The 24,826-nt window shown below is 39.5% G+C and carries 26 protein-coding genes and 1 pseudogene; 16 read left to right on the top strand and 11 right to left on the bottom strand.

What is annotated here, in order from left to right; translation table 11 throughout:
• Window positions 1–63 precede the first annotated feature (63 nt).
• The 5 genes from azu to ACXAFE_RS02690 all read left to right on the top strand — a co-directional run bounded on the left by azu (window position 64) and on the right by ACXAFE_RS02690 (window position 3,775).
• Window positions 64–516: an azurin gene (gene azu, locus ACXAFE_RS02710; protein WP_394227107.1), complete on the top strand. Its 453-nt coding sequence runs from the start codon at window positions 64–66 to the stop codon at window positions 514–516.
• 241 nt (window positions 517–757) lie between these two features.
• Window positions 758–928 (top strand): hypothetical protein, encoded by a 171-nt coding sequence (locus ACXAFE_RS02705; RefSeq protein ID WP_010560955.1) that lies wholly within the window; start codon window positions 758–760, stop codon window positions 926–928.
• A 214-nt stretch (window positions 929–1,142) separates the two neighbouring features.
• Window positions 1,143–2,165: a phospholipase C/P1 nuclease family protein gene (locus ACXAFE_RS02700; RefSeq protein WP_054979737.1), complete on the top strand. Its 1,023-nt coding sequence runs from the start codon at window positions 1,143–1,145 to the stop codon at window positions 2,163–2,165.
• Window positions 2,166–3,260, top strand: a complete 1,095-nt coding sequence (locus tag ACXAFE_RS02695; protein ID WP_475148213.1) for a hypothetical protein — start codon at window positions 2,166–2,168, stop codon at window positions 3,258–3,260. It begins immediately after the preceding gene.
• On the top strand, window positions 3,257–3,775 hold the full coding sequence (locus ACXAFE_RS02690; RefSeq protein ID WP_475148210.1) for a hypothetical protein: 519 nt from the start codon (window positions 3,257–3,259) through the stop codon (window positions 3,773–3,775). The genes ACXAFE_RS02695 and ACXAFE_RS02690 overlap by 4 nt, the downstream gene beginning before the upstream one ends.
• Before the next feature lie 27 nt (window positions 3,776–3,802).
• Here ACXAFE_RS02690 and ACXAFE_RS02685 read toward each other — a convergent pair whose 3' ends face one another.
• From ACXAFE_RS02685 to ACXAFE_RS02670, 4 genes are all read right to left on the bottom strand, one after another.
• Window positions 3,803–4,504 carry a DUF3581 family protein gene (locus ACXAFE_RS02685; RefSeq protein WP_010560959.1) on the bottom strand — a complete coding sequence of 234 codons (702 nt, stop codon included), beginning with the start codon at window positions 4,502–4,504 and terminating at the stop codon, window positions 3,803–3,805.
• Between the two features lie 88 nt (window positions 4,505–4,592).
• Window positions 4,593–5,234: an outer membrane protein gene (locus ACXAFE_RS02680; RefSeq protein WP_475148205.1), complete on the bottom strand. Its 642-nt coding sequence runs from the start codon at window positions 5,232–5,234 to the stop codon at window positions 4,593–4,595.
• Between the two features lie 145 nt (window positions 5,235–5,379).
• A complete protein-coding gene (gene gltX, locus ACXAFE_RS02675; protein ID WP_475148201.1) occupies window positions 5,380–6,864 on the bottom strand; it encodes a glutamate--tRNA ligase in 1,485 nt (494 codons plus the stop codon).
• 91 nt (window positions 6,865–6,955) lie between these two features.
• Window positions 6,956–8,338, bottom strand: a complete 1,383-nt coding sequence (locus tag ACXAFE_RS02670) for an aminotransferase-like domain-containing protein (RefSeq protein ID WP_475148197.1) — start codon at window positions 8,336–8,338, stop codon at window positions 6,956–6,958.
• Between the two features lie 92 nt (window positions 8,339–8,430).
• Here ACXAFE_RS02670 and ACXAFE_RS02665 point away from each other — a divergent pair, with 92 nt between their 5' ends.
• Both ACXAFE_RS02665 and ACXAFE_RS02660 read left to right on the top strand, forming a co-directional pair.
• Window positions 8,431–9,036, top strand: coding sequence for a LysE family translocator (locus ACXAFE_RS02665; RefSeq protein ID WP_475148192.1), 606 nt, complete (start codon window positions 8,431–8,433; stop codon window positions 9,034–9,036).
• Window positions 9,037–9,048: 12 nt separating this feature from the next.
• Window positions 9,049–9,468 carry a GNAT family N-acetyltransferase gene (locus tag ACXAFE_RS02660; protein WP_475148188.1) on the top strand — a complete coding sequence of 140 codons (420 nt, stop codon included), beginning with the start codon at window positions 9,049–9,051 and terminating at the stop codon, window positions 9,466–9,468.
• Here ACXAFE_RS02660 and ACXAFE_RS02655 read toward each other — a convergent pair.
• Window positions 9,465–10,337, bottom strand: coding sequence for a LysR family transcriptional regulator (locus tag ACXAFE_RS02655; protein WP_475148183.1), 873 nt, complete (start codon window positions 10,335–10,337; stop codon window positions 9,465–9,467). The two genes, ACXAFE_RS02660 and ACXAFE_RS02655, sit on opposite strands and share 4 nt — an antisense overlap.
• 106 nt (window positions 10,338–10,443) lie before the next feature.
• Between ACXAFE_RS02655 and maoP the strand changes: the two genes are divergently transcribed.
• Together maoP and ACXAFE_RS02645 are read left to right on the top strand one after the other, a co-directional pair.
• On the top strand, window positions 10,444–10,788 hold the full coding sequence (maoP, locus tag ACXAFE_RS02650; RefSeq protein ID WP_475148178.1) for a DUF413 domain-containing protein: 345 nt from the start codon (window positions 10,444–10,446) through the stop codon (window positions 10,786–10,788).
• Complete coding sequence (locus ACXAFE_RS02645; RefSeq protein WP_475148175.1) at window positions 10,788–11,753, top strand: ATP-grasp domain-containing protein; 966 nt, start codon at window positions 10,788–10,790, stop codon at window positions 11,751–11,753. The genes maoP and ACXAFE_RS02645 overlap by 1 nt, the downstream gene beginning before the upstream one ends.
• 28 nt (window positions 11,754–11,781) lie before the next feature.
• Here the strand turns inward: ACXAFE_RS02645 and ACXAFE_RS02640 are convergent, their stop codons facing one another.
• The 4 genes from ACXAFE_RS02640 to proB form a co-directional block, all read right to left on the bottom strand.
• Window positions 11,782–12,147 carry a hypothetical protein gene (locus ACXAFE_RS02640; protein ID WP_475148172.1) on the bottom strand — a complete coding sequence of 122 codons (366 nt, stop codon included), beginning with the start codon at window positions 12,145–12,147 and terminating at the stop codon, window positions 11,782–11,784.
• Window positions 12,148–12,264: 117 nt separating this feature from the next.
• Entirely contained in the window at window positions 12,265–12,636 is a 372-nt protein-coding gene (locus ACXAFE_RS02635; protein ID WP_054979748.1) for a glutaredoxin family protein, read from the bottom strand.
• 129 nt (window positions 12,637–12,765) lie between these two features.
• On the bottom strand, window positions 12,766–14,001 hold the full coding sequence (locus ACXAFE_RS02630; protein WP_475148162.1) for a glutamate-5-semialdehyde dehydrogenase: 1,236 nt from the start codon (window positions 13,999–14,001) through the stop codon (window positions 12,766–12,768).
• Complete coding sequence (gene proB / locus ACXAFE_RS02625) at window positions 13,998–15,119, bottom strand: glutamate 5-kinase (protein WP_475148157.1); 1,122 nt, start codon at window positions 15,117–15,119, stop codon at window positions 13,998–14,000. Before proB ends, ACXAFE_RS02630 begins: the two co-directional genes overlap by 4 nt.
• A 261-nt stretch (window positions 15,120–15,380) precedes the next feature.
• Between proB and ACXAFE_RS02620 the strand changes: the two genes are divergently transcribed.
• Window positions 15,381–16,301 (top strand): DMT family transporter, encoded by a 921-nt coding sequence (locus ACXAFE_RS02620; protein WP_475148153.1) that lies wholly within the window; start codon window positions 15,381–15,383, stop codon window positions 16,299–16,301.
• A gap of 426 nt (window positions 16,302–16,727) precedes the next feature.
• Here ACXAFE_RS02620 and ACXAFE_RS02615 read toward each other — a convergent pair whose 3' ends face one another.
• Window positions 16,728–17,882, bottom strand: a complete 1,155-nt coding sequence (locus ACXAFE_RS02615) for an IS30 family transposase (RefSeq protein WP_475146905.1) — start codon at window positions 17,880–17,882, stop codon at window positions 16,728–16,730.
• 529 nt (window positions 17,883–18,411) lie between these two features.
• On the opposite strand from ACXAFE_RS02615, the gene ACXAFE_RS02610 reads away from it, so the two are divergent.
• A complete protein-coding gene (locus ACXAFE_RS02610) occupies window positions 18,412–18,693 on the top strand; it encodes a hypothetical protein (RefSeq protein WP_475148147.1) in 282 nt (93 codons plus the stop codon).
• A gap of 411 nt (window positions 18,694–19,104) precedes the next feature.
• On the opposite strand, the pseudogene ACXAFE_RS02605 reads toward ACXAFE_RS02610, so the two are convergent.
• Window positions 19,105–20,260, bottom strand: a pseudogene (locus tag ACXAFE_RS02605) (IS110 family RNA-guided transposase).
• A 1,047-nt stretch (window positions 20,261–21,307) separates the two neighbouring features.
• Here ACXAFE_RS02605 and ACXAFE_RS02600 point away from each other — a divergent pair.
• The 5 genes from ACXAFE_RS02600 to ACXAFE_RS02580 all read left to right on the top strand — a co-directional run bounded on the left by ACXAFE_RS02600 (window position 21,308) and on the right by ACXAFE_RS02580 (window position 24,759).
• The gene (locus ACXAFE_RS02600; protein WP_475148142.1) at window positions 21,308–21,700 is read left to right on the top strand and encodes a hypothetical protein; all 393 of its coding nucleotides are present in this window, start codon (window positions 21,308–21,310) and stop codon (window positions 21,698–21,700) included.
• 230 nt (window positions 21,701–21,930) lie between these two features.
• Window positions 21,931–22,749 carry a hypothetical protein gene (locus tag ACXAFE_RS02595; protein WP_475148137.1) on the top strand — a complete coding sequence of 273 codons (819 nt, stop codon included), beginning with the start codon at window positions 21,931–21,933 and terminating at the stop codon, window positions 22,747–22,749.
• Complete coding sequence (locus tag ACXAFE_RS02590; RefSeq protein WP_475148134.1) at window positions 22,749–23,171, top strand: hypothetical protein; 423 nt, start codon at window positions 22,749–22,751, stop codon at window positions 23,169–23,171. Before ACXAFE_RS02595 ends, ACXAFE_RS02590 begins: the two co-directional genes overlap by 1 nt.
• Before the next feature lie 324 nt (window positions 23,172–23,495).
• Window positions 23,496–24,002, top strand: coding sequence for a hypothetical protein (locus ACXAFE_RS02585; protein ID WP_475148131.1), 507 nt, complete (start codon window positions 23,496–23,498; stop codon window positions 24,000–24,002).
• Window positions 24,003–24,093: 91 nt separating this feature from the next.
• Window positions 24,094–24,759 carry an AbiV family abortive infection protein gene (locus ACXAFE_RS02580; protein ID WP_475148128.1) on the top strand — a complete coding sequence of 222 codons (666 nt, stop codon included), beginning with the start codon at window positions 24,094–24,096 and terminating at the stop codon, window positions 24,757–24,759.
• Window positions 24,760–24,826 lie beyond the last annotated feature (67 nt).

The following is a 24,826-nucleotide window of genomic DNA, read 5'->3' as shown; positions in this document are numbered from 1 at the left end:
TGCAAGTCAGTTGCTAAAATATAAAATGAAAACGATTATCAATAGCATTAGATAGGAAAACACATGAAATATTTAATTAAGTTAGGTTTTATTACGTTAGCGGGAGCACTATTCTCAGCCAATGCATCAGCTTCGTGCAAAGCAACACTCGAAGCCAACGATATGATGCAATTCAACCAAAAAACACTGAGCTTTTCTAAAGACTGTAAAGAAATTAGCATTGAGTTAAAGCACGTTGGTAAATTACCTGCTCAAACCATGGGTCATAACGTTGTAGTTGTAGACACAGCAAATATTCAGGCTGTTGCAACAGACGGTATGTCGGCAGGAATTGATAACCAATATGTAAAACAAGGCGATGAGCGCGTATATGGATATTCCAAAGTAATCGGTGGCGGCGAAACAACCACACTCACTTTTGCGACTGACAAATTAAAGGCTGGTGGCGACTATTCATTTTTCTGCTCATTCCCAGGCCACTGGGCGATTATGAAAGGTAAGTTAGAGTTCAAATAGGCTGAAAATTCCTACTGGGCGTTTTTTAAACGCCCTTAAGGACAAATGTCCTTACCCCAAACATCTACAAAGCACTATATTGGTGAATCACTTTGAAAATACAGTGTGTAATAATGAACTTTAACGTCATTAAAACGTCATAACTCTGTATTAAGTTAATGGAAATCGCAGGCACCCTGATCCAGTGGCTGTACTTGTAAAACCAGTGTTTACCCTAAACACTTAGATAAGAGAGTCGAAAATGGACTATTTATATCAAGGATCCAAAATCCATGTGGCATTGCCTGTGGACTTTGCATCCATCAACAAAAGCAAGGTGACTTTCGAAGATAAGTCAGGCAATCAACGCGTTGATTTCGAAAACAAAAGCGACGCACGCCAATTCCTTAGCTGGCTAACAAGCCAAAAATAAAAAAACCGCGAAATTCGCGGTTTTTTATGTCTGCTAATAAGTTTGTTAGCTTGGCCAATTAAATAAACCTCACATTTAAACCGCTTACACCAGATAAAAATATTTCGATCTGCTCACATAAGATATAGAGTAAATACTTCATTAAACTGTAAATTAGCTGTAAAACTAAACACTTAACTTAGTACCTTTATTAACAACAAAAATAAGGGTACACATGAAAACCAACGCTATCTCACTACTTGTTGCTGGTGCTATTGCTTGCGCAAGCCAACAAGCGAACGCCTTCTCACAAGAAACACACAAACGCATTGTTATTGACGCAGTAAACTACATGCAACAAAACCCAAGCTCTACTGAATATGCCAAGTTGTCTGCATGGGCGTCTCAACTTAACTTGTCAGTTGCACAGTTGGCTAACCTACTTGGTCAGGCTGCTTACGACGTTGATGATTTTGAAGATACATTCTTTTGTGGCGCAATCACAGGGTCTTGCGTACAAGCGCCTATTTGGGGCGCAGCTGAAAGCATTGTAAAGTACACTAGCTACTGGCACTTTCAAAACCATACCCAAGGCCCTGACCAACACGGCAATGACTTTGGTGGTTATAACTACCAAAAACTTACAGTATGGGGTGACATTGATAATTTAGCCGCAACTTGGTTAAAAGGCGATTACTTGGACGATGGTCGTGGTGGCGAAACCGGTTGGTTTGGTTCAGACTCAACGAAGTACAATAGCTATGGCATTACTGAGGCAAACTACCGCATTGATGGTCACTCACACTACAACATGTATGATGACTTTGAAGAAATGCCGTTCCAACCAATTGATCATTTAGGTCAATACTGGTTTCAAAAGTTTGTCGAAAGCAAAAATCCACAGATCCTAGGATTTGTATTTCACACCACCGATTTACTACAGCCACACCACACTTGGGTAACATCTGCATTAAATCACTCTGGTTGGGAATCGTGGGTAAAAGATTACTACGATAAAGAGCAGCTAAACGACTTTAGTAAAGTCAGCCAAGCACTTGAGTACTACGCAACACTTGATGCAAACCAGCAAGATATTCGCCCTATTCTTACTCAAGGCGGTGCCCTTTCATATTCACAAGGTGGCATTGTACTTAACTCAAAAGATCACTACGACCGCGTAAATACAGGGCAAGTCGTGATCCCACATGCCATTGCTATGGTAGTCCATTTACTTAATCATGCCGTGGTACAGCTATAAATGAAGTTTTTAGTATTATTAAGCACGCTTTTAGCGTGCTTTGCACACGCTAATGTGCAATTTAATAACCAAGAGATTGCTTTTATGAACCAATTTTATGTAAAACAAGGTGAGCAATTAACCAAGCAGCAAACAGAGCAAAGGCTTGCAACTCTATACTTTCATCTTGCCCTCGCTAAACAAAAAGCACCAACATTATTAGATCGTGTTGCAAGTGTTGGCTTTAGCACTAGCTATCATAAAAAGCGCTATATGATCAGCTTATTAAGTAATGAAAATACTAAAGTTTCAGCACCAAACATTACTCTTAGCAGTACTGAACTAAAACAGCTACTGGGTACCTACCCTCATAATGGCGTAGCAACAACGCAACTTTTAGCTAAGTTAACTCAGCCCTTAACTACAAACTATACATTGGCAGATGCTTATAATGATGCATCCATGCAAGCGCGCTTTAACTTGCACCAAGGGGACGTAAAACAACTAACTGAACTTGTAAAAGTAGAAACACATTATCAAACTGTTAAGCAACAGCATCAAAACCCAAATGTTCGCTGGCAGGTACTCGAGTCACTCAGTACAAGTCAGGCTATCACGCCAGCTCTTCTTAACTACCTTGGTGTAAAAGCCAGTATGCATAATGAAAGCCCATACCTCGACAGTTTGAAACAACAAATTTCAGCACCTGAAATTGCTAAATACTACCAACAAAATAAACAGCAATTTCGCTATAGCTCAGAAGTAACAGCTGCATCGCTAATCTATAGCTCTCAAGAAGCTGCAAAAAACGCCTACAAAAATAACGCATTGCCAAAACAGCTTAATAGCAAAAAAGTGGTTATAAAACGTAATGAACTAAACAATAACTTTGTTAATCAAGCTGCATTTAATTTATCAACAAAACAAGGTCCAACGCTTTTACGCACGCCTAAAAACCAATGGGTGATCATTCAAGTATTTGATAAAAAACATGATTACTACTTAGAGAACAGTGAGACTGTTGTTTATCAGGCGAAGACCGCGCTTGCAACAGCACTGGCTAAAAAGCAATATGCCACTGCTAAAAATCAATGGCTAAAAGGCGGCCAATTATGAAATTAAAAATACTGTTAGCTAGCCTAATTATAGGCTTAATTATCGCACTTAGCTGGTTTAGCAATTTGCCAATGAGTCCAAATACTTATACTGCGATTAATAGCAAAAAAACCGAGCACTCAAGTGAAGAACCCGCAGCAAAAATACAATCTATTGAAACAAATACACCAGTATTAACCGTTAACAGTAGATTAAAAACAACATTAAGCAGCCCCGTAAAAACGCATGTTAAAGTAGATATTCCGCCGATATCACCAACTAAGCTAGAAACAACATTTACCGGTGATTTAGATGATCACGACGCTTACTTAGCGTATGAGAATAAACAAGAAGTCGCTCTTAAAACAGCCTATATTCAAGCCGCCAAAGACAAAGTAAAGCTACTTAATAGCTGGCTTGCCAAAGGCATTGAAGCAGAATTAGAACAATCACAACTTGAGTTTGCTAGAGAAAAAATAAAAGCGCTTGAACAACTCACCCAATCATTAGAAGAAGAACTAAAAAAGGCGAGCTAACTGCTCGCCTGTTTCAAATATTTTGCGCTAAGCTGGTTTTAAATCAATTTTACGCTGGTTGTAATAGCTAATAAGATCATCTACTGTTTTTTGGCAATACTCACGAATGCCTGAAACCAGCATATTCTTTTCGCCTTTACCAATTACTTTATCGCCATCTTTAAAAACAAATGGTAGCGTGATTTTTCCGCGTTTTCCTGTTAACTCAAACTCAGGCGTTACAAACTCTAATACAGGCTGTTTAACATCTAGGCTAGAGAACTCAATCGACATTGACTCATACATCACCATCGGGCGTGCAGGGTTAATCATCACCTCTTGCTCACCCATTAGCGGAATAATCACATGCGGGAATGCTTTACCTGAAAATTCCACATAGTTTTTAATTAAACTATTGGTCAGCTCTTCACAGGTTGATGTCTCACCTTCACGGTTTACCGATAAGTACACTTTATCGTCTTGTGTTAACGCAATTTCACTGTCGGCATTTGGAAAAGTAAGCGATACCTTTTCATCTACCATGCCAGCAAAAGTAAAGTGCATTTTTTCACTTACACCGTATTTGTTTAACACCATTGAGAAAAGTAAATCACCTGGTACACAAAAACGCTTTGCATCAATATCATGAAGCGGGTTGTAATCGTCAGCAATCAGTTTTGCAAAACGGCTAGCCTGATCACGGCTGAACGATACTTTTCCTTCAGACTCTTGATAGAAACCAGATAACATAAAATAACCTCAATTTTAACTTGGCCGCGCATTTTATCAGCGTTTTTCTGAATAATTGGTCATACCTGTTGAAAGGCAATCACAACTTCTAAAAGCGCCATTCTAAATTTAAATAATACTTATCCATAGATAAGAAGGTGTGGTGGCTATAACCCGCTTTTAGAGCCCAGTTGCGAGCAAAGTCATACTGTAAACCTAGGCCTAAATTAGCCCCTAAATTAGTTGAATTATCGCGCGCTATTACTTCGCGTTGATCATCTCGCCAATAAGAGAGCTTAGTAGAAACACGTGTAAGAGCTAGTCCGGCAATACCGTAAAACGATAACTTATCATTAATGTGATAAAAATGGTAAATACCATCTAAGGTTAAAATACTCGCATCGCTGTCATGGTACACATTATTCTTACAATCAAAAAAACATAGGTCTAACCAATCAAGTTCAATGCCATAGGTGTAGTTGGCGCGTACTGCTAAGTCGTTTGTCACATAATAACCTAAGCCAACACTTGCGTTAACAATGTCAGAATCGTCACCATTTAAATCATAATCATCCAATAAATCTTGCAGGTTTTGATCTAGTTCGTCGCGCGCATCCTTACTGTTGTAATTGTAATAATTTGAAGCAGCCCCAAAGTTGATAAAATATTGACCTTGCTTTTGGTTTTTTGCCATTGCTGTAGCGGGAATTAAAAGCGTTACTATAAAAATCAGAAAAGAAACCGATTTCATAACATATCCTTTTGTATTTGAATGAAAAATTAAAAACGGATATATCGTACCTAATTTGTGGAAAACGCCTATAAATTAATGGTAATAAAATGTAAAAAGCCAGCATAATGCTGGCTTTTATAAACAATAAATTAAAACGTAATTATTATTGCGCTTGGTACGCCTTATAGGCTTTTTCTAGCTTCTTCGCTTGCTTCTTAGAAACACCGATATGGTTTAACGCTACACGTAAACGTGCACGCGACATATCTGAACCAAGAATCTCCATTGCATCAACAACCGATGTAGACGATGTTTTGCCTGTGATAGCAACAAAAATTGGTTCTAAGAAATCTTTAATTTTAAGCTCAAAATGCGTTGCAAGCGCTTTAGCAATGGCAAAAATCTCTGACTTTTCCCAAGTACGTAGTGCTTCTAATTCCCAAATGAAAATTTGTAACGCTTCACGTACCACGTCTTCTTCTACTTTACCTGCTGTAAGTAATGCTGGGTCATATTCTGGTGTCCCCGCAACAAAGTGGCCAGCTAAATCAACTAAATCAGATAACGTATTAATACGCGTTTTTGCCTGCGGTAATACTTTAGCAAGTAACTCAGGGTTGAATTTCCAGTCAAAGAAACGCGCCATTAACTCTTCGTCAGATAAATTTTCGCGGATCCATAAACCGTTTAACCAGTTAAGCTTGTCGATATCGAAAATTGGACCACCTAGTGATACACGCTTCATATCAAAGTGTTCAATCATTTCATCAAGCGTGAACTTTTCACGCTCATCTGGCATTGACCAACCCATGCGACCAAGGTAATTAAGCAATGCTTCTGGTAAAAAGCCCATCTCTTTATAGTAATTAATCGATGTTGGGTTCTTACGCTTAGATAATTTTGACTTATCAGGGTTACGCAGTAGTGGTAAGTGGCCTAGTACTGGCGGCTGCCAGCCAAAATCTTCGTAAAGTTTTAATAGCTTAGGCGCTGAGTTAATCCACTCTTCACCGCGGAAAATATGGCTAATTTCCATATGGTGATCATCTACCACATTGGCTAAGAAATAGGTTGGGAAACCGTCCGCTTTTAAAAGCACCTGCATGTCTACGTTTTCCCACGGGATTTCAATCTCGCCACGTAAGTAATCGTTAAACTTAAAAGAACCCTCAGCAGGAATTTTCATACGGATAACATATGGCTTACCCGCTTCTAGGTTTGCTTTAATTTCGTCTTCAGACAAATTTAAACCACGGCCGTCATACTTAGGACGAAGACCTTCCGCCATTTGCTCTTCACGCATTTGGTCAAGTTCTTCAGCTGTGGCAAAACAATAAAACGCTTTACCTTCATCAACTAATTGGTGAGCAAACTTTTTGTACATATCAGAACGTTCAGACTGACGGTAAGGGCCAAACTCGCCACCCACATCAGGACCGTGATCCCAATTAAGACCTAACCACTTAAGGCTATCCATAATCGCTTGTTCTGATTCACGCGTGCTACGCACTTGGTCTGTATCTTCAATACGCAGTACAAATTCACCACCTTGCTGTTTCGCAAAGCAGTAGTTAAATAGTGCAATATAGGCCGTTCCTAAATGCGGATCACCGGTTGGTGACGGTGCAACACGTGTACGAATTGTCATCAAATGTCTCTTATAAATCGATAGCGATAAAATTGGCGAAAAGATAGCACACCACGGCTATTTTTCGAAGTCATTCCCTCATTTTTTTAAGCTAAATGACCACTTCAATACCACCATCACGATGCCGTAGCACTTGATCAACACGGGCAAGGCCAAGTTCAAATGCTTGTCGTGAGCTGGGGCCACCTAAAGTAAAGCGAAGTGCGTTGCAATTCGCTTTGCCATTGCGTGTGAATACATCAATGGTTCGCACAATTACGCGATTGGCTTTAAATTGATTTGCCAGTGAGAACATATTGATATGCTCCGGCAGTGGTAAATACACATTCAAGCCCGAAAACACCGCCGCTAAGCCATGTTTTTCAAACAGCGCTCGTAGTAAGTTGATACGCGCTCTTACTTCATCTGCGAGCTGCAATTGGTTCCGTTTAAATTCATCGTCATGTAATGCAAGTGCTAACAACTCAAAATTCATCATAGATACCGACCAACACTGACTGTGAATTTGCTTCAGCACTGCTTGTTGCCACAAAAATGGCGCAATTAAATATCCTGCCCGCAGGCCACCAGCAAAGTATTTTGAAAAGCTACCAATATAAAACACTCTGTCGTTGGCAGTTTGCCAAAGCGGTAAACGCCAGTTTTCAGGCAAACAGTAGTTAACGTCATCTTCAAGAATAAAAAAGTTGTAACGCTGACTGAGTGCAAGCAACCCATCTAGCGTTGCTTGGTCATAGCGAATATTGGTAGGGTTTTGACAGTTTGGTGTTATATAAATCGCTTTTACGGTGTATGACTTACAGTAGGCCTCAAGTGCATTTAAATCGATGCCTTCAGGCGTAAGCCCAATCGGTTTTGTATTTAAACCGAGTGAATCACATGCTTGATAAAAGCCGGGATAACACATTTCCTCATGAAGCACCGTATCACCAGCTTGGCACAATGCAGCAAGCACACTGTAAATAGCTTGCTGAGCACCTTGGCAAAAAATCAGTTCCTGCTTGCCAATTTGCAAACCTTTATCGTTTAACCAAGCTTTAAACGTACTTTGCAGTTCATCGCTGCCATTGAGTTTGTAACGCAAAATATCTGTCAGCGCAGAAGTGCTGTTTGCTAGCTTTCGCATTTGCTCAGCCAATACATTTTGCTGCCCCATAAGCGGCATCATGCTCGATGAAAAATCGGTATCGTCTAATTCATCCAAATGAACTGACTGCGCTTTTATAAACGTGCCTGCCCCAAGTTTTGCCGTAGCAATGCCGCGTTTAACGAGTAAGTCGTAAGCGCGCGTAACCGTGCCATGAGTCACACCAAGGTGATCGGCTAAAATTCGCTGCGCTGGCAATTTTTGCCCCGCAGAAATTACCCCAGATTGGGCGACACGCTCAATTAAATCTGCAAGCGATTGATATTTTGAACTTAATTTACAGAGGTCTTGGTACTCTGCTACATCTGGCAGCCAAATTGTATTCATAACAATATTTAAATTGATCCTTTTTAAACAATATGCCATTGCTAACAATATAAATAAACATGAAATTGTATTGATACAATTGGAGGATCAAAATGGAAACCAGCGCAGTATTGTCATTATTGCCCGCACTTATATTATTTAGCATAAGTGCCACACTCACTCCCGGGCCAAATAATATTCTGCTTGCCTATTCAGGGGCGAATTTTGGTTTTCGTAAAACGCTACCACATATTGTGGGCATTCGTATCGGTATGACGTGTATGCATTTAGCTATGCTGCTTGGCCTTGGCAAGCTGTTTGAGCAGTACCCAATACTGCATCAAGTATTAAGTGTATTTGCTGCCAGCTACATTATTTATTTAGCCATTAAGATTGCTCGCGGTAAGCCAAATAGCAGTAACAGTAGCACCTCTCCCATGACATTTAGCCAAGCAGCGCTATTTCAATTGGTGAATCCTAAATCATGGGCAATGTTGCTCACGTTAGTCACCGCACTTACTTTACCAAATGAACATTACTGGCCCTCGGCATTATTGGGCGTAGTTGTATTTAACTTGGCGACCTTGCCCTGCTCGTTCTTTTGGGTTGCTGTTGGTCGTTTCCTAAATGGCTTTTTACAAAATCCACAAAAGCTAAAACGTTTTAATTTGGTTATGGCGAGCCTGTTACTACTCACATTACCACTTATCTTTTATTAAGGAGTAAACAATATGAAGGTGTGCCATACAATTGATGAGCATGATTTTGAACACATTCACCAGTTTTTATCACTTCATGCATATTGGTGTTTAAATATTCCAAAGCGCACATTAAAAACGGCGTTAAGCAACTCATTATGCTTTGCTATAAAGAATGAAGACGGCGAATTGCTCGCATTTGCACGGGTAGTCAGTGACTATGCCACATTCGCTAATTTATTGGATGTGTTTGTGTTACCCGAATACCGCGGAGCAAGTGTTGGAAAAACACTGGTAAAAGCCGTTGTTGAGCATCCTAAGTTACAAGGTTTAAGGCGTTTCACCCTTGCCACTAAAGATGCTCATGTGCTTTACCAACAATTTGGTTTTAAGACGCCTAAATTCCCAGACGCAAATATGGAAATCTATTTACCCGATATTTATCGAGATTAAGGCACAATAATAGTGGGAGCTTCAGGCTCTTCTTTACCTAACATACGGCGAATAGCGTGTAGCTTTTGTGCATGCTCATTCTCTTTGTGATACGCAATATACACGTCACGCTTAAACTCAGGTAATGCGTCTAATCGGTGCAACGTTCCTTGCTCAATAAAAGGTTCTACTAATACATCGGGCAAATAGGCTGTGCCGCCACACTGCAACATTAAATCAAGTGCGATACGTGCTGTACTGGTTCGCATTAATGGTGTAGCCATGCCTTTAAGCTCTTTACCATGCCATGCAGTAAAATTAGTGCCCCAATCAACGCGAATATAACGGGTTACATCACTTGGGCTAGCAATTGGTTCGCTTGAAGTTGATACTGGGATTAATGCAAAAGTATGCAGTAATTCAATTTTAAGCTCTTCCGCTTTCGGTGGATCAAAAATAATTGCGATATCTAGCGAGCGTTCTAACAATTGTCGCGTGATCTGCTCTCGCGCTAAAATTTCAGCCACTAAGCTTACATCGGGTTGCGTTGCGTAAATTTTTGAAATCGCATCATGAATGTAGGTATCCCAGGTATTTGGTGTACCTGCGATAGAAATTTGCGTCACTTGGTCTTGGGTTAATGCCACATCCTGTTTAGCCATACGCAATGTTTGCATCATCACTTCGGCGTGCGAAACAAACCGTTCGCCCGCAGGCGTTAGTTGAATATTGTTACGGTTGCGAATAAATAGCTCTACGCCAAAATACTGCTCAAGCTGGCGAATTCTCGAACTTACAGCAGCTTGCGTTAAATATAAATTTTCAGCCGCCTTACCAAAATGGCGACAATTTTTTACTTCTATAAAGGTTTTAACTAATTCGATATCCAAAGCAGCTTCTCTTATCGTGACGATAAATTTTTATTGTTGTACTTAGTAAACACAATTCACGCATACTCCGCCAAAATGGGCAAAGTTGTCAACATGAGTATCTCATATGGACTTATTACATGGTTTTGTAAAAACAAGCAATTTCTATGATGACCTGAATTTTCCACAAGGATTTAACCGTAGCGGCCACTTTACAATTCAAGAAGCAGAATTATTAACAGCCATCGGTAAGCGATTATTTCAATTAGAACATCAACTAGCAGAGCCACAAAATCACACTGAAGAGAATTTTCTGGCTATGTGCGTTACAAAACGAGACCCCGAAACTCGATTAGAGAGTTTGTGGCATAAGTATAAATCGGCTACTCAAAGCAAACGATTTCATACGCTAAGTAGTTCAGTTAAAGCCAATGTTGACAACGCATTTAATGAATTAGAAGGTAATTACTAATGCGTGGTTGGATAATTTACAAACATAATGACTTACTACTACGACAAGAAGCATATGAGGTTAATCGCTTAGTTGAAGTCGCAAAAGAAGAAAATATTGAATTACAGGTATTTTCACCAGATCAGTTCGATCTAACGGTAACCCGTGATGACGAAAAAAGTATTCTAATTGATGGTAAACGTCAGGAACTTCCTGATTTTGTAATGCCGCGCATGGGTGCTGGCACAACCTACTTTACTCTTGCGATTATTCGTCACTTAGAGCGCTTAGGTGTTTACTGTGTAAATAGCTCGCATTCTATTGAAACCGTAAAAGATAAGCTGTTTGCACAGCAAATCTTAGCTGAGAAAAACTTACCAACACCCGATACCATGCTGGTTAAGTTCCCAGTAAATGTGGCTTTAGTTGAAAAGCAAATAGGCTTTCCTGTTGTTGTAAAAACCCTGTCGGGTTCACAAGGCAGCGGTGTATTTTTATCAAAATCTCCAGGCGAATTTGATGACTTAATGCAACTGATTGAAGCAACAAGTCCAAAAGCGAATATTATTTTGCAGCAGTTTGTAAAAGCGAGTCACGGTAGAGATTTGCGTGTATTTACCATAGGTGGTCGTGCAATTGCCTGTATGGAACGTAACTCAAACGGCGAAAACTTTAAAGCAAATGTAAGCTTAGGTGGCGTTGGTAAACTTTACCCTATTACTCCTGAAATTGAATGGCTCGCCACACAAACTGCCAATGTGCTTGGCTTAGATGTAGCAGGTATAGATTTATTATTCGATCAAGAACACTTTAAGATTTGCGAAGCGAACTCATCGCCTGGCTTTGAGGGATTAGAAAACGCGGTCGATATTGACGTACCACGCGAAATCTTTCACTTTATTCGCATTCGCTTGGGTATTTTTGATAAAACCTCTGCTAAAAAGGTAACCAAGCCAGTTGCAAAGCAAGTGCAAGAAAAAAGCTAATTAATCGCTTTAATAACGAAAACGCAGCCTAGAGCTGCGTTTTTTGTTTCTTTAATAAGTAGCTTTGAATTTGTTTTGGTAATTTGCATTTACCCGCTGTTGTACCATCACATTCATGCGCTGCTACTTTCATCAGTTTACTGTCTGCTACAGGCACAATGTACTTTTCACAGCGTTTACCTTTTTGAACATAGCCTTTAATGCACTGCCATCCGCCTTCGCCATTATCAATAGCAAATTCAGGCAAACCATAACTGACACATTGACCATAGCGCCAATCCTTACCAATAGGGCAAACACATCCTCCGCCTACTAAGGATTTGTCCATGTCTTTGCTACATTGGCTCGCATATAAATTTAGTGGAAAAAATAAGAGTAATATCAGCCATTTCATTCGTCACTCCATAACAAAAAGAAAAACAACACTGTGACATATTACATATAAAGCATTAAAAAACAAAAAACGCAGCGGAAGCTGCGTTTTGTAAAACTTTTTACTACTTATTGAAAATTAAGCGGCTTTATTGGCTACTTCATTTTCTAAAAAGGCAATAATATCGTTAGACTCGTAAAGCCATGTTACTTTGTCGTCTTGCTCAATACGCAAGCATGGTACTTTTACTTTGCCGCCTTCAGCTGCAAGTGTTTCACGGTGAATACCTTCGGCTTTTGCATCACGCAATTCAATATTTAAGCTATTGCGCTTCATAGCGCGGCGTACTTTTACGCAAAATGGACACGCCTTAAATTGATATAAGCTTAAGTTTTGGGTTTTTGTGTCTATTTCAGCTTGCAGCTGTGCATCGCGCTTAACACCTCGTGGTGTTGTAATAAAATCAAAAAATAAAATAATGCGGCCTAATAGCCAACGAACAAACTTCATACAACCTCCAATCTATTTGGCGGCATTTTACTGTAATAGTGGCAATGAATAAAGATAAGTAATTAGACAATAAAATCCCACCAGCAACGGTGGGATTTTATAGTTTAACCAAACCTCAGGCTATTAAGCTTATTGGCGAATAAGGTAATCACCTTCGCCTACCCATTTATAGGTGGTTAATGCCTCTAAACCCATCGGTCCACGGGCATGCAGTTTTTGTGTTGATACTGCAACTTCAGCACCTAAGCCAAACTGCGAACCATCGGTAAAGCGCGTGCTCGCATTTACATACACTGCCGCAGAATTTACCGCTGCAACAAACTTATTGGTGTTACTTAAACTCTCAGACAAAATACCATCTGAGTGACCTGATGAGTGTTCACGAATATGCATTATCGCTTGGTTAATACCATCAACGACTTTAATACCAAGCGTTAGGCTTAACCATTCTTTGCTGTACTCACCATCAGCAATTTCGCTAACACCCTCACTAAGCGCAGCTGCTCGTTCGCAGCCTTTAAGCGTTACTTGCTCTAAACGTTGTGCTAATAATGGCACTAACTGCTTTGCAATTGATTCATCTATAAGCACAGTATCAAGCGCATTACACACACTTGGGCGCTGCACTTTGGCGTTTTCAATCACATCCAATGCTTTTTGCAAATCAGCAGAAGCATCAACATATAAATGACAAATGCCAATACCGCCTGTGATAACGGGTATTGTGCTGTTTTCAACGCATACTTTTTGCAATGTATCGCCACCGCGCGGAATAATCATATCGATGTACTTATCTTGCTTTAAAAGCTCAAGTACTAAGGCGCGATCTGGGTTGGTAATTAATTGCACTGCGTCTTTATTAATGCCGGCATCGACAAGCGCTTTGCCAATTAATTCAACTAAGTAAGTGTTAGTATTAAGTGTTTCTTTACCGCCGCGTAAAATACTGGCATTACCGGTTTTTAAACATAAACAGGCGATATCTAACGTAACATTGGGGCGCGCTTCATAAATAACGCCTACCACACCTAATGGCACAATTTGTTTTTTTAAGCGCAGGCCATTTTCAAGCGCTTTTCCGTCATATTCACCACCAACAGGATCATCCATTGCAATTAAGCTTTGAATATCATTGGCAATGCCTAAAATGCGTTCTTTGTTTAATAATAAACGATCAAGTAAGGCCTCGGTTAAGCCATTTTCTTTACCTGCATTAATATCGCGCTGGTTCACTTGTTCGATTTGCTCGGCATTTTCTAAAATGATGGAGCGAATATTTTCTAATGCTGTATTTTTCTGTGCTGTTGTCGCCACAGCGAGATCAAAACTTGCTAACTTTGCCTGCTGTGCTAATTGCGTAATCACGTTAATCCTCCAAAAAGTACTAAATCATCGCGGTGAATCACCACCGCCCCGTAGTCGTAACCGAGCAATTGATTGATTTGCTCGGAATGTTGCCCTTTTATCTGGGCCAGATCGCTTGATGAATAACGACAAATGCCCCGTGCTATTTGCGCCCCATTTTGGTCGCATAATTTCACCATGGCACCGCGTTCGAATTTACCAAGCACATCACTCAAGCCTTTTGCTAACAAGCTTGATCCTGAGTGTTTCATTGCGCTCACTGCGCCTTCATCTAATATTAGCTCACCGCTTGCTGGCGGCCCTGCCATTAACCACTGTTTACGGCTTTCTGTCACTGACGCTGTTGCTACAAACCGTGTGCCAACATCTTTGCCAAGTGCCGCGTCTACAATTACATTGTCTTTATGGCCTGCGGCAATAATCACTTCAACACCTGCACGGCACGCAATATCGGCTGCTTGCAGTTTGGTTGCCATGCCGCCAGTACCTAAATGCGTACCCGAACCACCTGCTAATGCTTTTAAATTAGCGTCAATCTTATCGACCAAGTTAATCAACTTGGCATCTGGATTAGCGCGCGGGTCTGCGGTAAACAATCCCGGCTGATCCGTTAGTAACAACAATTTATCGGCCTTAGCGAGAATGGCAGCCAAAGCCGATAAATTATCATTATCCCCAACTTTAATTTCTTGTGTTGCTACCGCATCATTTTCGTTAATGATCGGCACAATATCGTGCTTAATCAATGCCTTTAGCGTATCACGTGCGTTTAAATAACGCTCACGGTCGTCTAAATCTGCGCGGGTTAACAACATTTGCCCTACATGCATACCGTATAAGTTAAATAAGGTTTGCCATGTATGGATCAAATGACTTTGGCCAACCGCTGCAAGCATTTGTTTATTGTTCACATTGCTTAAATCACAACTTAAATGCAAATGCTCTTTACCTGCTGCAACCGCACCGCTCGAAACCAAAATAATTTTGTGCCCTTTCTTTTTTAATTGGGCACACTGGCGCACTAATTCAACCATATGCGCTTTATCTAAGGTAAAACTGCCACCGGTTAATACACTTGTACCCAGCTTTACTACAATTGTTTGACTTGTTGCACTCATTCCCCACACCCTAAACGACGGGCCAGTGTCTTTGTTATATCAAAGCTGAGAAAATCAACAAGGGTAAAATGGTCTCACACAAAAAAATATCATGCAAACCACCTAATCAACCAAATATAAATAAGAAAATCTAATCTATAGCAGCATAAAATTTTGCATTTTTATAATTTACTATTCTTTGGTCGACACTCATCGCTTGATGCTTATTGCACCGATAAAAGTCTGATAAAATTCATTGCCCCTAAAATTTGAGTTGTGTTTATGCCCGCTAGTTTATGTTTACTAATCGCCACATTTTTGTGGGGAAGCTCGTTTATTGCCTTAAAGTACGCCATTGATTTATACCACCCTGCGGTGGTGATTTTCCTGCGTATGCTCACTACATTTGCCCTATGCATGCTGCTTTGGCGCCAAGTGAAAAAGTTTGACTATCAAAAAGGTGATTGGAAGTATCTATTCGGTATGTCACTTGCAGAGCCCTGTTTGTATTTTTTATTTGAAGGCTATGCCCTTGAATATACCTCTGCCAGTCAAGCCGGTGTGATTGTGAGTTGCTTTCCTCTGATTGTGGCATTGCTCGCGTTTGTTATGCTGAAAGAGTATTTATCAAAATCCATCATCACCGGGTTTGTTTTTTGTATTGTAGGTGGCATTGCACTTACGCTTGTTTCACCCGATACCAGCGCCGCACCAAACCCCACATTAGGTAACTTTTTAGAGTTTCTAGCTATGGTCTGCGCGGCCTATTACTCAGTATGTGTAAAACATTTAGCTCATCGTTATTCACCAATAAGCCTTATAGCTCTGCAAGGTATAAGCGGCACATTATTCTTTACGCCATTTTTGTTTTTTGTCGAAATACCGAGTGAAATGTCAATTGAAGGCATTGCCGCTATTATCTACTTAGGCTCGTTTGTAACACTCGGTGGTTACGGCATGTATAACTATGCCATTTCAAAAGTATCGGTGTTAACCGCCGCCGCGTTTTCAAACCTTATTCCTGTATTCACCTTGTTACTTGCGTCATTACTTCTCAACGAGTTTTTAACGTGGCAGCAGTGGCTCGCCATTGGCTGTGTATTTATTGGGGTAGTTATCGCACAACGTCATAAACCCAAGCCACAAGAAGATGCCGAACCGCAAATGGATACCATGCCGGTAGAGGTTGGGAGTGAAAGGTAAGTGATTTTACGTGAGTATTGCGTTAATTCGATACTCACGTCTTCATATAAAACTTATCCTTAGATTTAACTTGTGCCATCCATGGCACACTCTTGTTCATTTTTGTTACACGACAAAAACGAACCAAAAAACGTGCCCCTAAATCAAATTAACTCTTCAAACATAATTTAAATGTGAACATAAACGCCATCAAGCAACATCCCTGTCGCTACATGGCTTGCTCGACCGCTTCGCTCCCTGTCTCGCATTATTCATTTAAATTATGCTTTCAGGTTTGATTAAAGGGAGTGATAAATCTTAGCAACGCTTTTCAATATCAGCTTTGAGCGAATTTGTATCTTAGATAACTCAATTAAACATTGACCTCCCTTTTTATCATAAAGCCCATCCATGGGCTTCATGTTACTTTTCTTTGCTTCTGTGTGATCAATCAGTCAATGCAACACACTCTTTAAATTTGTCTAACGGTGTACAAAATCCAAGAGTTTTTCTCGGTCGACTATTAAGTGCTTGTGCTACATCATCTAATTCCTCCTGAGAATATATTGATAAATTTGTACCCTTCGGGAAGTATTGTCTTAACAATCTATTAGTATTCTCATTTGAGCCTCGTTGCCAAGGACTTTGAGGATCGCAAAAGTACACATCAATATTTGTTTGTTCTGAAAACGTTTTATGACCTTTGAGCTCTGTACCTCGATCCCAAGTCAACGATTTATATAAACTACTAGGTAATTTTTGAGCATGCTTTATTAGTTGAGGAATGACATTATGCGTGCTTTTATTTTTTACTTTAACAAGACATACATACCTAGTTTGCCTTTCAACTAATGTTGCTATATAGCTTTTTTGACTACCTTCAATAAGGTCACCTTCCCAATGACCTGGTATAGCCCTATCTTCAATCGAAGCGGGGCGTTCACTAATTGAAATTAGCTCTTGAATATGACCTCTTTGGTTTTTTTCTTTAGTTCTAGCTCCTCTTATTCTTGGCTTGGAGCGAAGGCATTTAAGTAACTCTTTTTTCAATACTCCCCTAGTTTGGATATATAAGCTTTTATAGATTGTTTCGTGAGACACGTGCCAACTCTTATCATTTGGGTATTGTAACTTTAGCCAACCAGCTATTTGTTCAGGTGACCACAAATTTTTTAACTTATCAGCTATTAATAATGCGAGTTCTTGATTTAATTTTAGTTTACAAAGTTTAGGTCTTTTAGCACGTTTCCAAGCTTTATCGTCAGCGGCACAAGCCCTGTATTTATGAATACCGCCGTTACGTGATACTTCTCTACTTATAGACGAAGGCGCTCGTTTGAGTTCTTTAGCAATTACCCTAAAAGACTTATTTTGAGCTATACCTCGTGATATTTCTTCTCGTTCATTTAAAGACAGATGATTCTTAGAGCGTTTTCGTTTAAACCGTTTTACACCACCATATTTAGATAAAACATGATAAATTGAAGGCGCTTTGCGTCCCAATATATTGCCGATAGCACTCAAAGATTCACCAGACTTCCATCTTCGCCAAACTTCATCTTTTTCTTTATCGGTAAAACGAACAGCTGAACTATTACTCATTAACAGGCTCCACTTTTATGAATAAATAAAGTGTTGCACTGATTAATTGAATCTACATCGCCAAAGATAAAGTAACCAAAAGAAAGGCGACCGCACTATCAAACTTAATCCTCAAATCAACTTTGAATTTTATGATAAACGCCATGAAGCAACGTCCATGTTGTACATGGCTTGCTCGACTCGCTTCGCTCCCTGTCTCGCATTATCAATTCAAACTTGATTTTCGGGTTTGATAAAAGCGGATGGTAATCTCAGCAACAGCCTTCAAGGTCGCAATTGAGCGATTAACGGTCATTAGAAAATTATTTTTCAGCACTGATTTTATGGCCAGTTGCTAAGTGTTTCTCCTATGTTCAAGAAAACGACCCATTTTGTCGTTTTTATCCTTTTAATAATTTCTAAAATGACTAAAAGTATATCTGTAGCAACAAGTTAGTTAATGTGGTAGAAATGGTACAATGATAAAAATGACCCGAGGCTCGGTAGAACAACGACCCAGTGGGTCGATATTAAATTGTTAGGTTACTAAATGGAAATTTACTTCGTACACAACGGATACTGCGGTTGGTCATATGGAACACCAAGTGATCCACAAGTTATAAGTGTTAATGACGCAGCGGAAATAATGAAGCGGGCTAATTTAACCTCTGACCAAGTAAAATCTGTAATTCCTCCAGCTCAATACGCGGACGAAAACGACGATTTGTACAAACTTACGGGTGGTAATAGGCTTATTTGTTTTGGTGACATTAAATCATGTGCCGATATTGATGAAAGCAAAATTAAAACACCAATTTCAGTTCACTGGTAAAGTAACCTAACAAGCTGTTTAACAAGGACAAAATACAGTTGGCTTTTGCTCCTTCGTCGCTAATTTTAGCCAACTATATTTTGCCCATTAACAGGGCGTTGGTATGACTCCCACTGTCAAGTTAAACGCACTGATCCTCGCCTATCTTTTTAAGCCATAATTATTTCAACTCGAATTAGAGCGAGTTAATACATAGGATGAAGCAAGTAATTTCGTCGGTTATCTTGCTGGTATTCGTTGATTATTACTATTTAAAGTTACAGAGCAGACTTTACTTAATTCGACGTGGCACCTGTCTTCAGTCTATGTTCGTGGTTCAATGCTGTGTGAGCAGCATCGCCATCCTAACGCCGTCGGTGGTTGTGCCACACCCGATGCTTGATCCAATGCATTAACTCTAATTCGTTCATATTAAGCAGGTACTCTTGCCAATCTCAGTTTTACATTGACAGGCGTAAGCACCACTTCTTTTGCAATTGCCCATATGTACGCAATCATTTCTCGGGCTATAGCAGTGACAACAAGGTTGTAATGCTTACCTTTGTTAATGAGCTTTTTATAACGTTTGCAGAGCCTAAGTTGAGCTTTCCAGGCGATATCAATAATGTTTTTTGGTAAACCTTCTTGTCGTTTTTGCATATCTGTCGATATATTTGCTGCATAGCGATATGTGTGCGCACCTTCAACAAGGAGGCGTCTTGCACGGCCATTTCCGCATTTTGTGATGGCGCCAATATGGCGTTTGCCACCACTCGAGTGTTCACTGGGTACAAGACCCAGATAACTCATTAATTTACGGGGATGGTCGAAGCGTGATAAATCGCCAAGCTCAGCAACAACGCCAGCGGCCACGAGCAAGCGAACGCCGCGCATCGCTTGGATTGCTTTCACTACGGGATAGTAACGCCATTGATAAACATGATGAGAGAGTTCGTTGTCGAGTCGCTCTAATCGAGTAGTTCGTTCAGTGATAGTTTGTATAAACTCTTGTAACACAATGTGTTGTGCGGGGGGGGGGTAATACCAGTTCGGTGAGCCAACGTAAGTGTTTGAGAGACCAATTTGCTGTGCCTGCATAGTTGATATTGTTGCGAAGAAGCAGTGCTTTTAGCTGGTATTTAGCATCTTTTAAGTCTTTCATCGCAACCTCTCGAGCGCGAGATAAATCACGAACCGCTTCATCTTCTGGCTCAGGTACATAAATAGGGGTTAAGTCCTCAGACTTAAGTAATTTAGCCAGTTTAAGGGCATCACGCTTGTCAGTTTTTACGCGTTCCCCTGGCTTTTTAGGAATAAGGGAAGGGGCAACCACGTAGCAGCAATGCCCAAGAGAAGTGATTAAACGATAAATCCAGTAACCACAAGGGCCAGCTTCATAAACGAAATGCAGAGTTGCATTAGGGTATTTAGATTCAAATTGCCTGATAAGTTTTTTAATAGCGACTTTAGCAGAAGAAATGCGACCGAAATGAATGGGTTGAGCGCCCCGATTATCTTCAATGTACGCCACTTCCACAAACTCTTTATGAGTATCTAAGCCAATGAAAAGTATGTTATGTTTAGTCATGCTAGCCTCCGCTATTTAGTTATTTGACAAACTAATTATGGCTCTGGCTTTAAGCTAACCCACGAAAATGCGGAGGCTAGCACCGTGTGGGAGTCATTATGTCTATACACCCTTGGGCAAATGACGAAATTTAAATTTAGTAAATCACCTTTTTGGGACTCGGTACTTAGGAATACAATTTTCCTAGAGTTGTCGATTTTGCTTATTGCATTTATAAAGGTCTTCGGGGATGGTGGTCTAAAAGACGTCACATTTTTAAATTTACTTTACGCTTTGGCTATTACATTACCTTGTTCACTGTTGATTTCGTTGATTGTCACTCTATTCGACAAAAGCAAAGAGAAATAGGTTGTATAACAAAGCAAATTAAAAGCGCGGACAAAAAACAGTTGGCTTTGTTCGTACCTCACAAATTTTAGCCAACTATTTTTAGCCTCTTAATGAGGCGCTAGGGTTACAAATTGAGCTGGATTTTAATTGCGAAGATATTGTCTCCAATTATAGGGTTATTTCTATTTTTTAAAGTGGAAAATGCGAGAAAGTCTAATTTAGGGATAAACTCAAATAGAGTGCATTGTCCTAATTGTCAGCTAAAAATGCCTATAATCAGACGCCCCCTGAATGAGTTTCAAAAGAACTATGGTGGGTGGACGTGCAAAAAATGTGGAACCATGATGAATAAATGGGGTAAGGAAGTTGACGAAGATGGTGAGATTATTCCGTAACCCTAGCAAATACTTCAACCAAGGCCGCAAAACAGTAGGCTAGTTCTCTTTCGTCATCAATTTAAGCCTGCTATCTTGTGCCGTTGACGGCAAGTGTACGAATGACAGTTGTTGGCACAAAACGAAAGTAACCCTCTGAATTTAATTATGTATCTGACAGTAATGAGCGAACAGCGGCCGTTGATATAAAGTGAATCAATATGCATAATTAAAACATTACTCCTAATTATGACGTGCTTAGCGACGACTTTAGTTAATGCTACACCTATTGAGAAAGCCCACAATAAAAAACAATAAATTAACTTCCTTGATAATCCTTGTATTGATCATTTTATATATATGGTCTGAAAAAACCGCAGAGTTAGATAAGAAGGAATCAATAGAATTAGCTTTTTTTTCTGCCATCAACGAAAACACTAAATACACTCTTTTTTATGGAGATAATGTAAAAAAAGGTATTTTTGGGGAGTTTTATCATTGTATTAAAAAGCGAAGAAGTATTTTAGATTTAAGAGCTCAGGAAGGGACTGTACAAGATCTGATACTAATGACTCAAAAAGGGTTTGTTATTGATATGAGTGCAATAAGTGATGAAGTGTATAGATATGTAATTATAAAAAGTGACAAAGCTTACTCTATTGAAAATAGTCCGAATAAAAAAGTTCAAAACTCCAAAGGGTTCGCCGTAAATTGTTCCTTGGGTTTGCTTCAGTAACAGCCAGTGAAAAGCACCATCTGCATTTTTGAGAGCAATTGATATCTTTGGTAATACAATAGATTTGAGTTAGCACGAATGACACTTGTTGGCACAAAGCGGAAGTAACCCTTTGAATTTCTTTATGTATCCGACAGCAATGAGCGAATAGCAGCCGTTGCTAAAGAAGCATCAAAAATGCAAAATAGAGTGGTTTAACTTTAAAGAAGATTATTAAAAGGAATTAAAAAATGCTCTTTGTAGAACTTAATAAACAGCTTGATAAATCAGCGTGGCATACGCAAGACCCTCAGTGGCTGAAAGCCCGTAAAAAGCACTGGCAAACCTTAGTTAAATTTTTTAAAGCACATAAAATACTGCGTCCTGACAGCATTAAATATTATCAAACCTACTTTTTGACTGGTGAGTTACAAAATACTCAAGAAATAGGGTATTTTCCGAGAGAAGTGAATGCATTTTTAGTGATGATGTTCCATCCTGATCAATCAAAGTCAAATTTGAAAGCCGTTTTCGATAGTTTTTGCAATACGCTTAATCCACAAAAAATAAAACCATGCTGTGATAAAAGCATCGACTTTTTCGAAAAAAATATTATGGCGTTTGTTGAAGACCAAGAAGGAGTGTTAGGTGGGAATGAATCCTTTTATTGCGACATCCTATATGGTGAAACAAAAGAAGAGCAACTAAAGCGTCGTTCTCATAAAAATAAGCATAACTTTCCGGCGTTATGCAGTAGTTTAAGTAAGTTTGTTTTAGGTGATAGTCATTATAATTATGACTATTTTCAATATATCATTGATTTCTGCTTTATTACTATAGATGCTAATAGACTTGAAAGTCCAAGAACAAAACGGGAGCTACCTGCGAAACTATCTATTTTTGCTAACTACGAGCAGCTTGACCCATTTAAAGATAGCAATCCCGAGCGATATGAAAGCGCTTGGAAAGTGGTTAATAAACTGAGAACAAAATTTGACAATGAAGACCTGCCAGATGAGCTCAAAACATTATGGGCTCAAGCGCAAAATCAAGAAGTCAGCTTAAGCTAATGGAATTAGTAATAAAGTTGGTTGGTAAAACATCAAAGCAATCAGTAAAAGGCTTTATAGCAAAGATGCTGAGCGAGGATGCACCTTTATTTGAGGATGAAGTTGACGCAGAATACCGCACGACATTTGATGCCTTATCCTATTTTGAACAGCCAGACTACATAAAGGTTTCAGGAAAAGAATTACTCGCACAGTGGGAGATCGGAGGAGATGCCGAATATGAAGAAATATTACTCTCATTAAATGAGGCTGGGTTAGACAAAATTGTTGCTTATATAAATCTTGACCAAGCTGAAAAAGTCGTGAAATGTGAAAACGACAGTTTATTTGAGCTGCCATTCGATTCACTCAACCAGCTTAACAAAGATGAAAATTCTCAGGCGCGCCAATTTGAATTTTTATTGAGCCTTTTGCGAGATTGATACAGAAAACGAGTGACCGAGTTTGGCACAAAACGGAAGTAACCCTCTGAATTTAATTATGTATCTGACAGTAATGCAGTCATTAGAAAATTATTTTTTAGCACTGATTTTATGTCCAGTTGATATGTATTTCTCCTATATTCAGGAAAACGACCCATTGGATCGTTTTTACCCTTTTCATAATTTCTAAAATGATTAAAAGTTTATCTGTAGCAACAAGTTAGTTAGTGTGATAGAACTGGTACAATAATAAAAATAATCCGTGGCTCGGTAGAAAAACGACCCAATGGGTCGATATTAAATTGTTAACTTCCTCGGTGGATTATGCGTAAAATTTTAATACTGTTGTTATTTTTCACTGCTGGAATAGTCGCAGAAGAAGCTCCGTATAAGCATTCGGTTGCTGGCTTTAAATCAGAATCAGAGCTAAAACCATTTTATCTAAAAGTAAAAGCAGCAATACTCTCAAAGGACTACGAGGCAATCGCTGCAATGCTTTCATTTCCTACTTCGCTTTATGTTGACGGTGTTCCCACGAGGGCTATATCAAAGGAAGAATTCATTATAAATGGCGACAAAATTATCAATGAAAGAATTTTGAGGGCTGTTTATTGCTCTACGTACGAAACTCTTTGGTCAAATTACAGTGGTGTAATGCTCGGACAGGGCGAGCTATGGTTCAATAAAATCAAAGAAAAAGATGAAGACCCATGGCAAACTGTAATTTGGAAAATTAATAACAAACCCAGTTTTGGTAGCAGCACCCGTAGTGATTCTGAGTGTTTTTTCTCAGAGGAAGTTAACAAGCTGTTTAATAGTGGACAAAATTAAGTTGGCTTGGTTTCGCTCCGCTTCACATTTTAGCCAACTATATTTTGCCCATTAACAGGGCGTTTTATAACCCTTTTCAAATGAGGTGTTCATGTCTAAAGGATTAGGTCAATGGAAAAATTCACTCAAGCCTGCTCAAATTGCAGAGGGGATGAATGCTGCCAACAAAAACGCCCGACGGTTAATCGAAGATGCAGAAATATTGTTTGATCTAAATCGCTTTCCTTCTGCATTATCTTTGTCGGTTTTATCTATCGAGGAGTCGGGAAAAGTCAGTATTTTAAGGGAGCTGGCATTGGCTAAAAATGGAGACCAAGTAAAAGAAGCATGGAAGGCTTATCGTTCACATACCAAAAAGAATATCATGTGGCTATTTCCTCATTTAGCTTCAAGTGGCGCAAGCAAACTAGATGAGTTTAGATCCCTGTTTGATAAAAAGGCCGATCATCCATTGCTCTTAGATAACCTTAAACAAATAGGTTTTTACACAGATTGCCTTGGTAAAACTCATTGGTCAGTTCCTGAACAAATAATCAATAGAGATAATACTGAAGATATACTCAAAGTAGCCAAGTTGATGTGTAAAGATAGAGTTTATACAACGAAGGAAATAGAGCTTTGGGTAAAGCACATTAAACCAGTATGGAAGGGCTCAATGGATTCAATGAAAACGGCTTTAAATAACTGGTTTGATGAAATGGTAAAAGAAAATCTTATCTCTGAGGGGCAGTATAGTTTTAAAGACTTTGTTGGGTAGCCAGCGGGTTATAACAAAGGCTTTAACCAAGGGACGTAAAACAGCAGGCTTGCGCTCCTTCGTTGCT

The organism is Pseudoalteromonas sp. ABV4_021 (genome assembly GCF_056159365.1).
The sequence above is the reverse complement of the archived record's forward strand: the minus strand, read 5'-3'. Positions and strand labels throughout refer to the sequence as shown.

Bases quoted from the DNA above. Each gene is read 5' to 3' on its own strand.
- azu (WP_394227107.1), top strand. From the start codon at position 64: ATGAAATATTTAATTAAGTTAGGTTTTATTACGTTAGCGGGAGCACTA.
- ACXAFE_RS02705 (WP_010560955.1), top strand. From the start codon at position 758: ATGGACTATTTATATCAAGGATCCAAAATCCATGTGGCATTGCCTGTG.
- ACXAFE_RS02700 (WP_054979737.1), top strand. From the start codon at position 1,143: ATGAAAACCAACGCTATCTCACTACTTGTTGCTGGTGCTATTGCTTGC.
- ACXAFE_RS02695 (WP_475148213.1), top strand. From the start codon at position 2,166: ATGAAGTTTTTAGTATTATTAAGCACGCTTTTAGCGTGCTTTGCACAC.
- ACXAFE_RS02690 (WP_475148210.1), top strand. From the start codon at position 3,257: ATGAAATTAAAAATACTGTTAGCTAGCCTAATTATAGGCTTAATTATC.
- ACXAFE_RS02685 (WP_010560959.1), bottom strand. From the start codon at position 4,504: ATGTTATCTGGTTTCTATCAAGAGTCTGAAGGAAAAGTATCGTTCAGC.
- ACXAFE_RS02680 (WP_475148205.1), bottom strand. From the start codon at position 5,234: ATGAAATCGGTTTCTTTTCTGATTTTTATAGTAACGCTTTTAATTCCC.
- gltX (WP_475148201.1), bottom strand. From the start codon at position 6,864: ATGACAATTCGTACACGTGTTGCACCGTCACCAACCGGTGATCCGCAT.
- ACXAFE_RS02670 (WP_475148197.1), bottom strand. From the start codon at position 8,338: ATGAATACAATTTGGCTGCCAGATGTAGCAGAGTACCAAGACCTCTGT.
- ACXAFE_RS02665 (WP_475148192.1), top strand. From the start codon at position 8,431: ATGGAAACCAGCGCAGTATTGTCATTATTGCCCGCACTTATATTATTT.
- ACXAFE_RS02660 (WP_475148188.1), top strand. From the start codon at position 9,049: ATGAAGGTGTGCCATACAATTGATGAGCATGATTTTGAACACATTCAC.
- maoP (WP_475148178.1), top strand. From the start codon at position 10,444: ATGGACTTATTACATGGTTTTGTAAAAACAAGCAATTTCTATGATGAC.
- ACXAFE_RS02645 (WP_475148175.1), top strand. From the start codon at position 10,788: ATGCGTGGTTGGATAATTTACAAACATAATGACTTACTACTACGACAA.
- ACXAFE_RS02640 (WP_475148172.1), bottom strand. From the start codon at position 12,147: ATGAAATGGCTGATATTACTCTTATTTTTTCCACTAAATTTATATGCG.
- ACXAFE_RS02635 (WP_054979748.1), bottom strand. From the start codon at position 12,636: ATGAAGTTTGTTCGTTGGCTATTAGGCCGCATTATTTTATTTTTTGAT.
- proB (WP_475148157.1), bottom strand. From the start codon at position 15,119: ATGAGTGCAACAAGTCAAACAATTGTAGTAAAGCTGGGTACAAGTGTA.
- ACXAFE_RS02620 (WP_475148153.1), top strand. From the start codon at position 15,381: ATGCCCGCTAGTTTATGTTTACTAATCGCCACATTTTTGTGGGGAAGC.
- ACXAFE_RS02615 (WP_475146905.1), bottom strand. From the start codon at position 17,882: ATGAGTAATAGTTCAGCTGTTCGTTTTACCGATAAAGAAAAAGATGAA.
- ACXAFE_RS02610 (WP_475148147.1), top strand. From the start codon at position 18,412: ATGGAAATTTACTTCGTACACAACGGATACTGCGGTTGGTCATATGGA.
- ACXAFE_RS02595 (WP_475148137.1), top strand. From the start codon at position 21,931: ATGCTCTTTGTAGAACTTAATAAACAGCTTGATAAATCAGCGTGGCAT.
- ACXAFE_RS02590 (WP_475148134.1), top strand. From the start codon at position 22,749: ATGGAATTAGTAATAAAGTTGGTTGGTAAAACATCAAAGCAATCAGTA.
- ACXAFE_RS02585 (WP_475148131.1), top strand. From the start codon at position 23,496: ATGCGTAAAATTTTAATACTGTTGTTATTTTTCACTGCTGGAATAGTC.
- ACXAFE_RS02580 (WP_475148128.1), top strand. From the start codon at position 24,094: ATGTCTAAAGGATTAGGTCAATGGAAAAATTCACTCAAGCCTGCTCAA.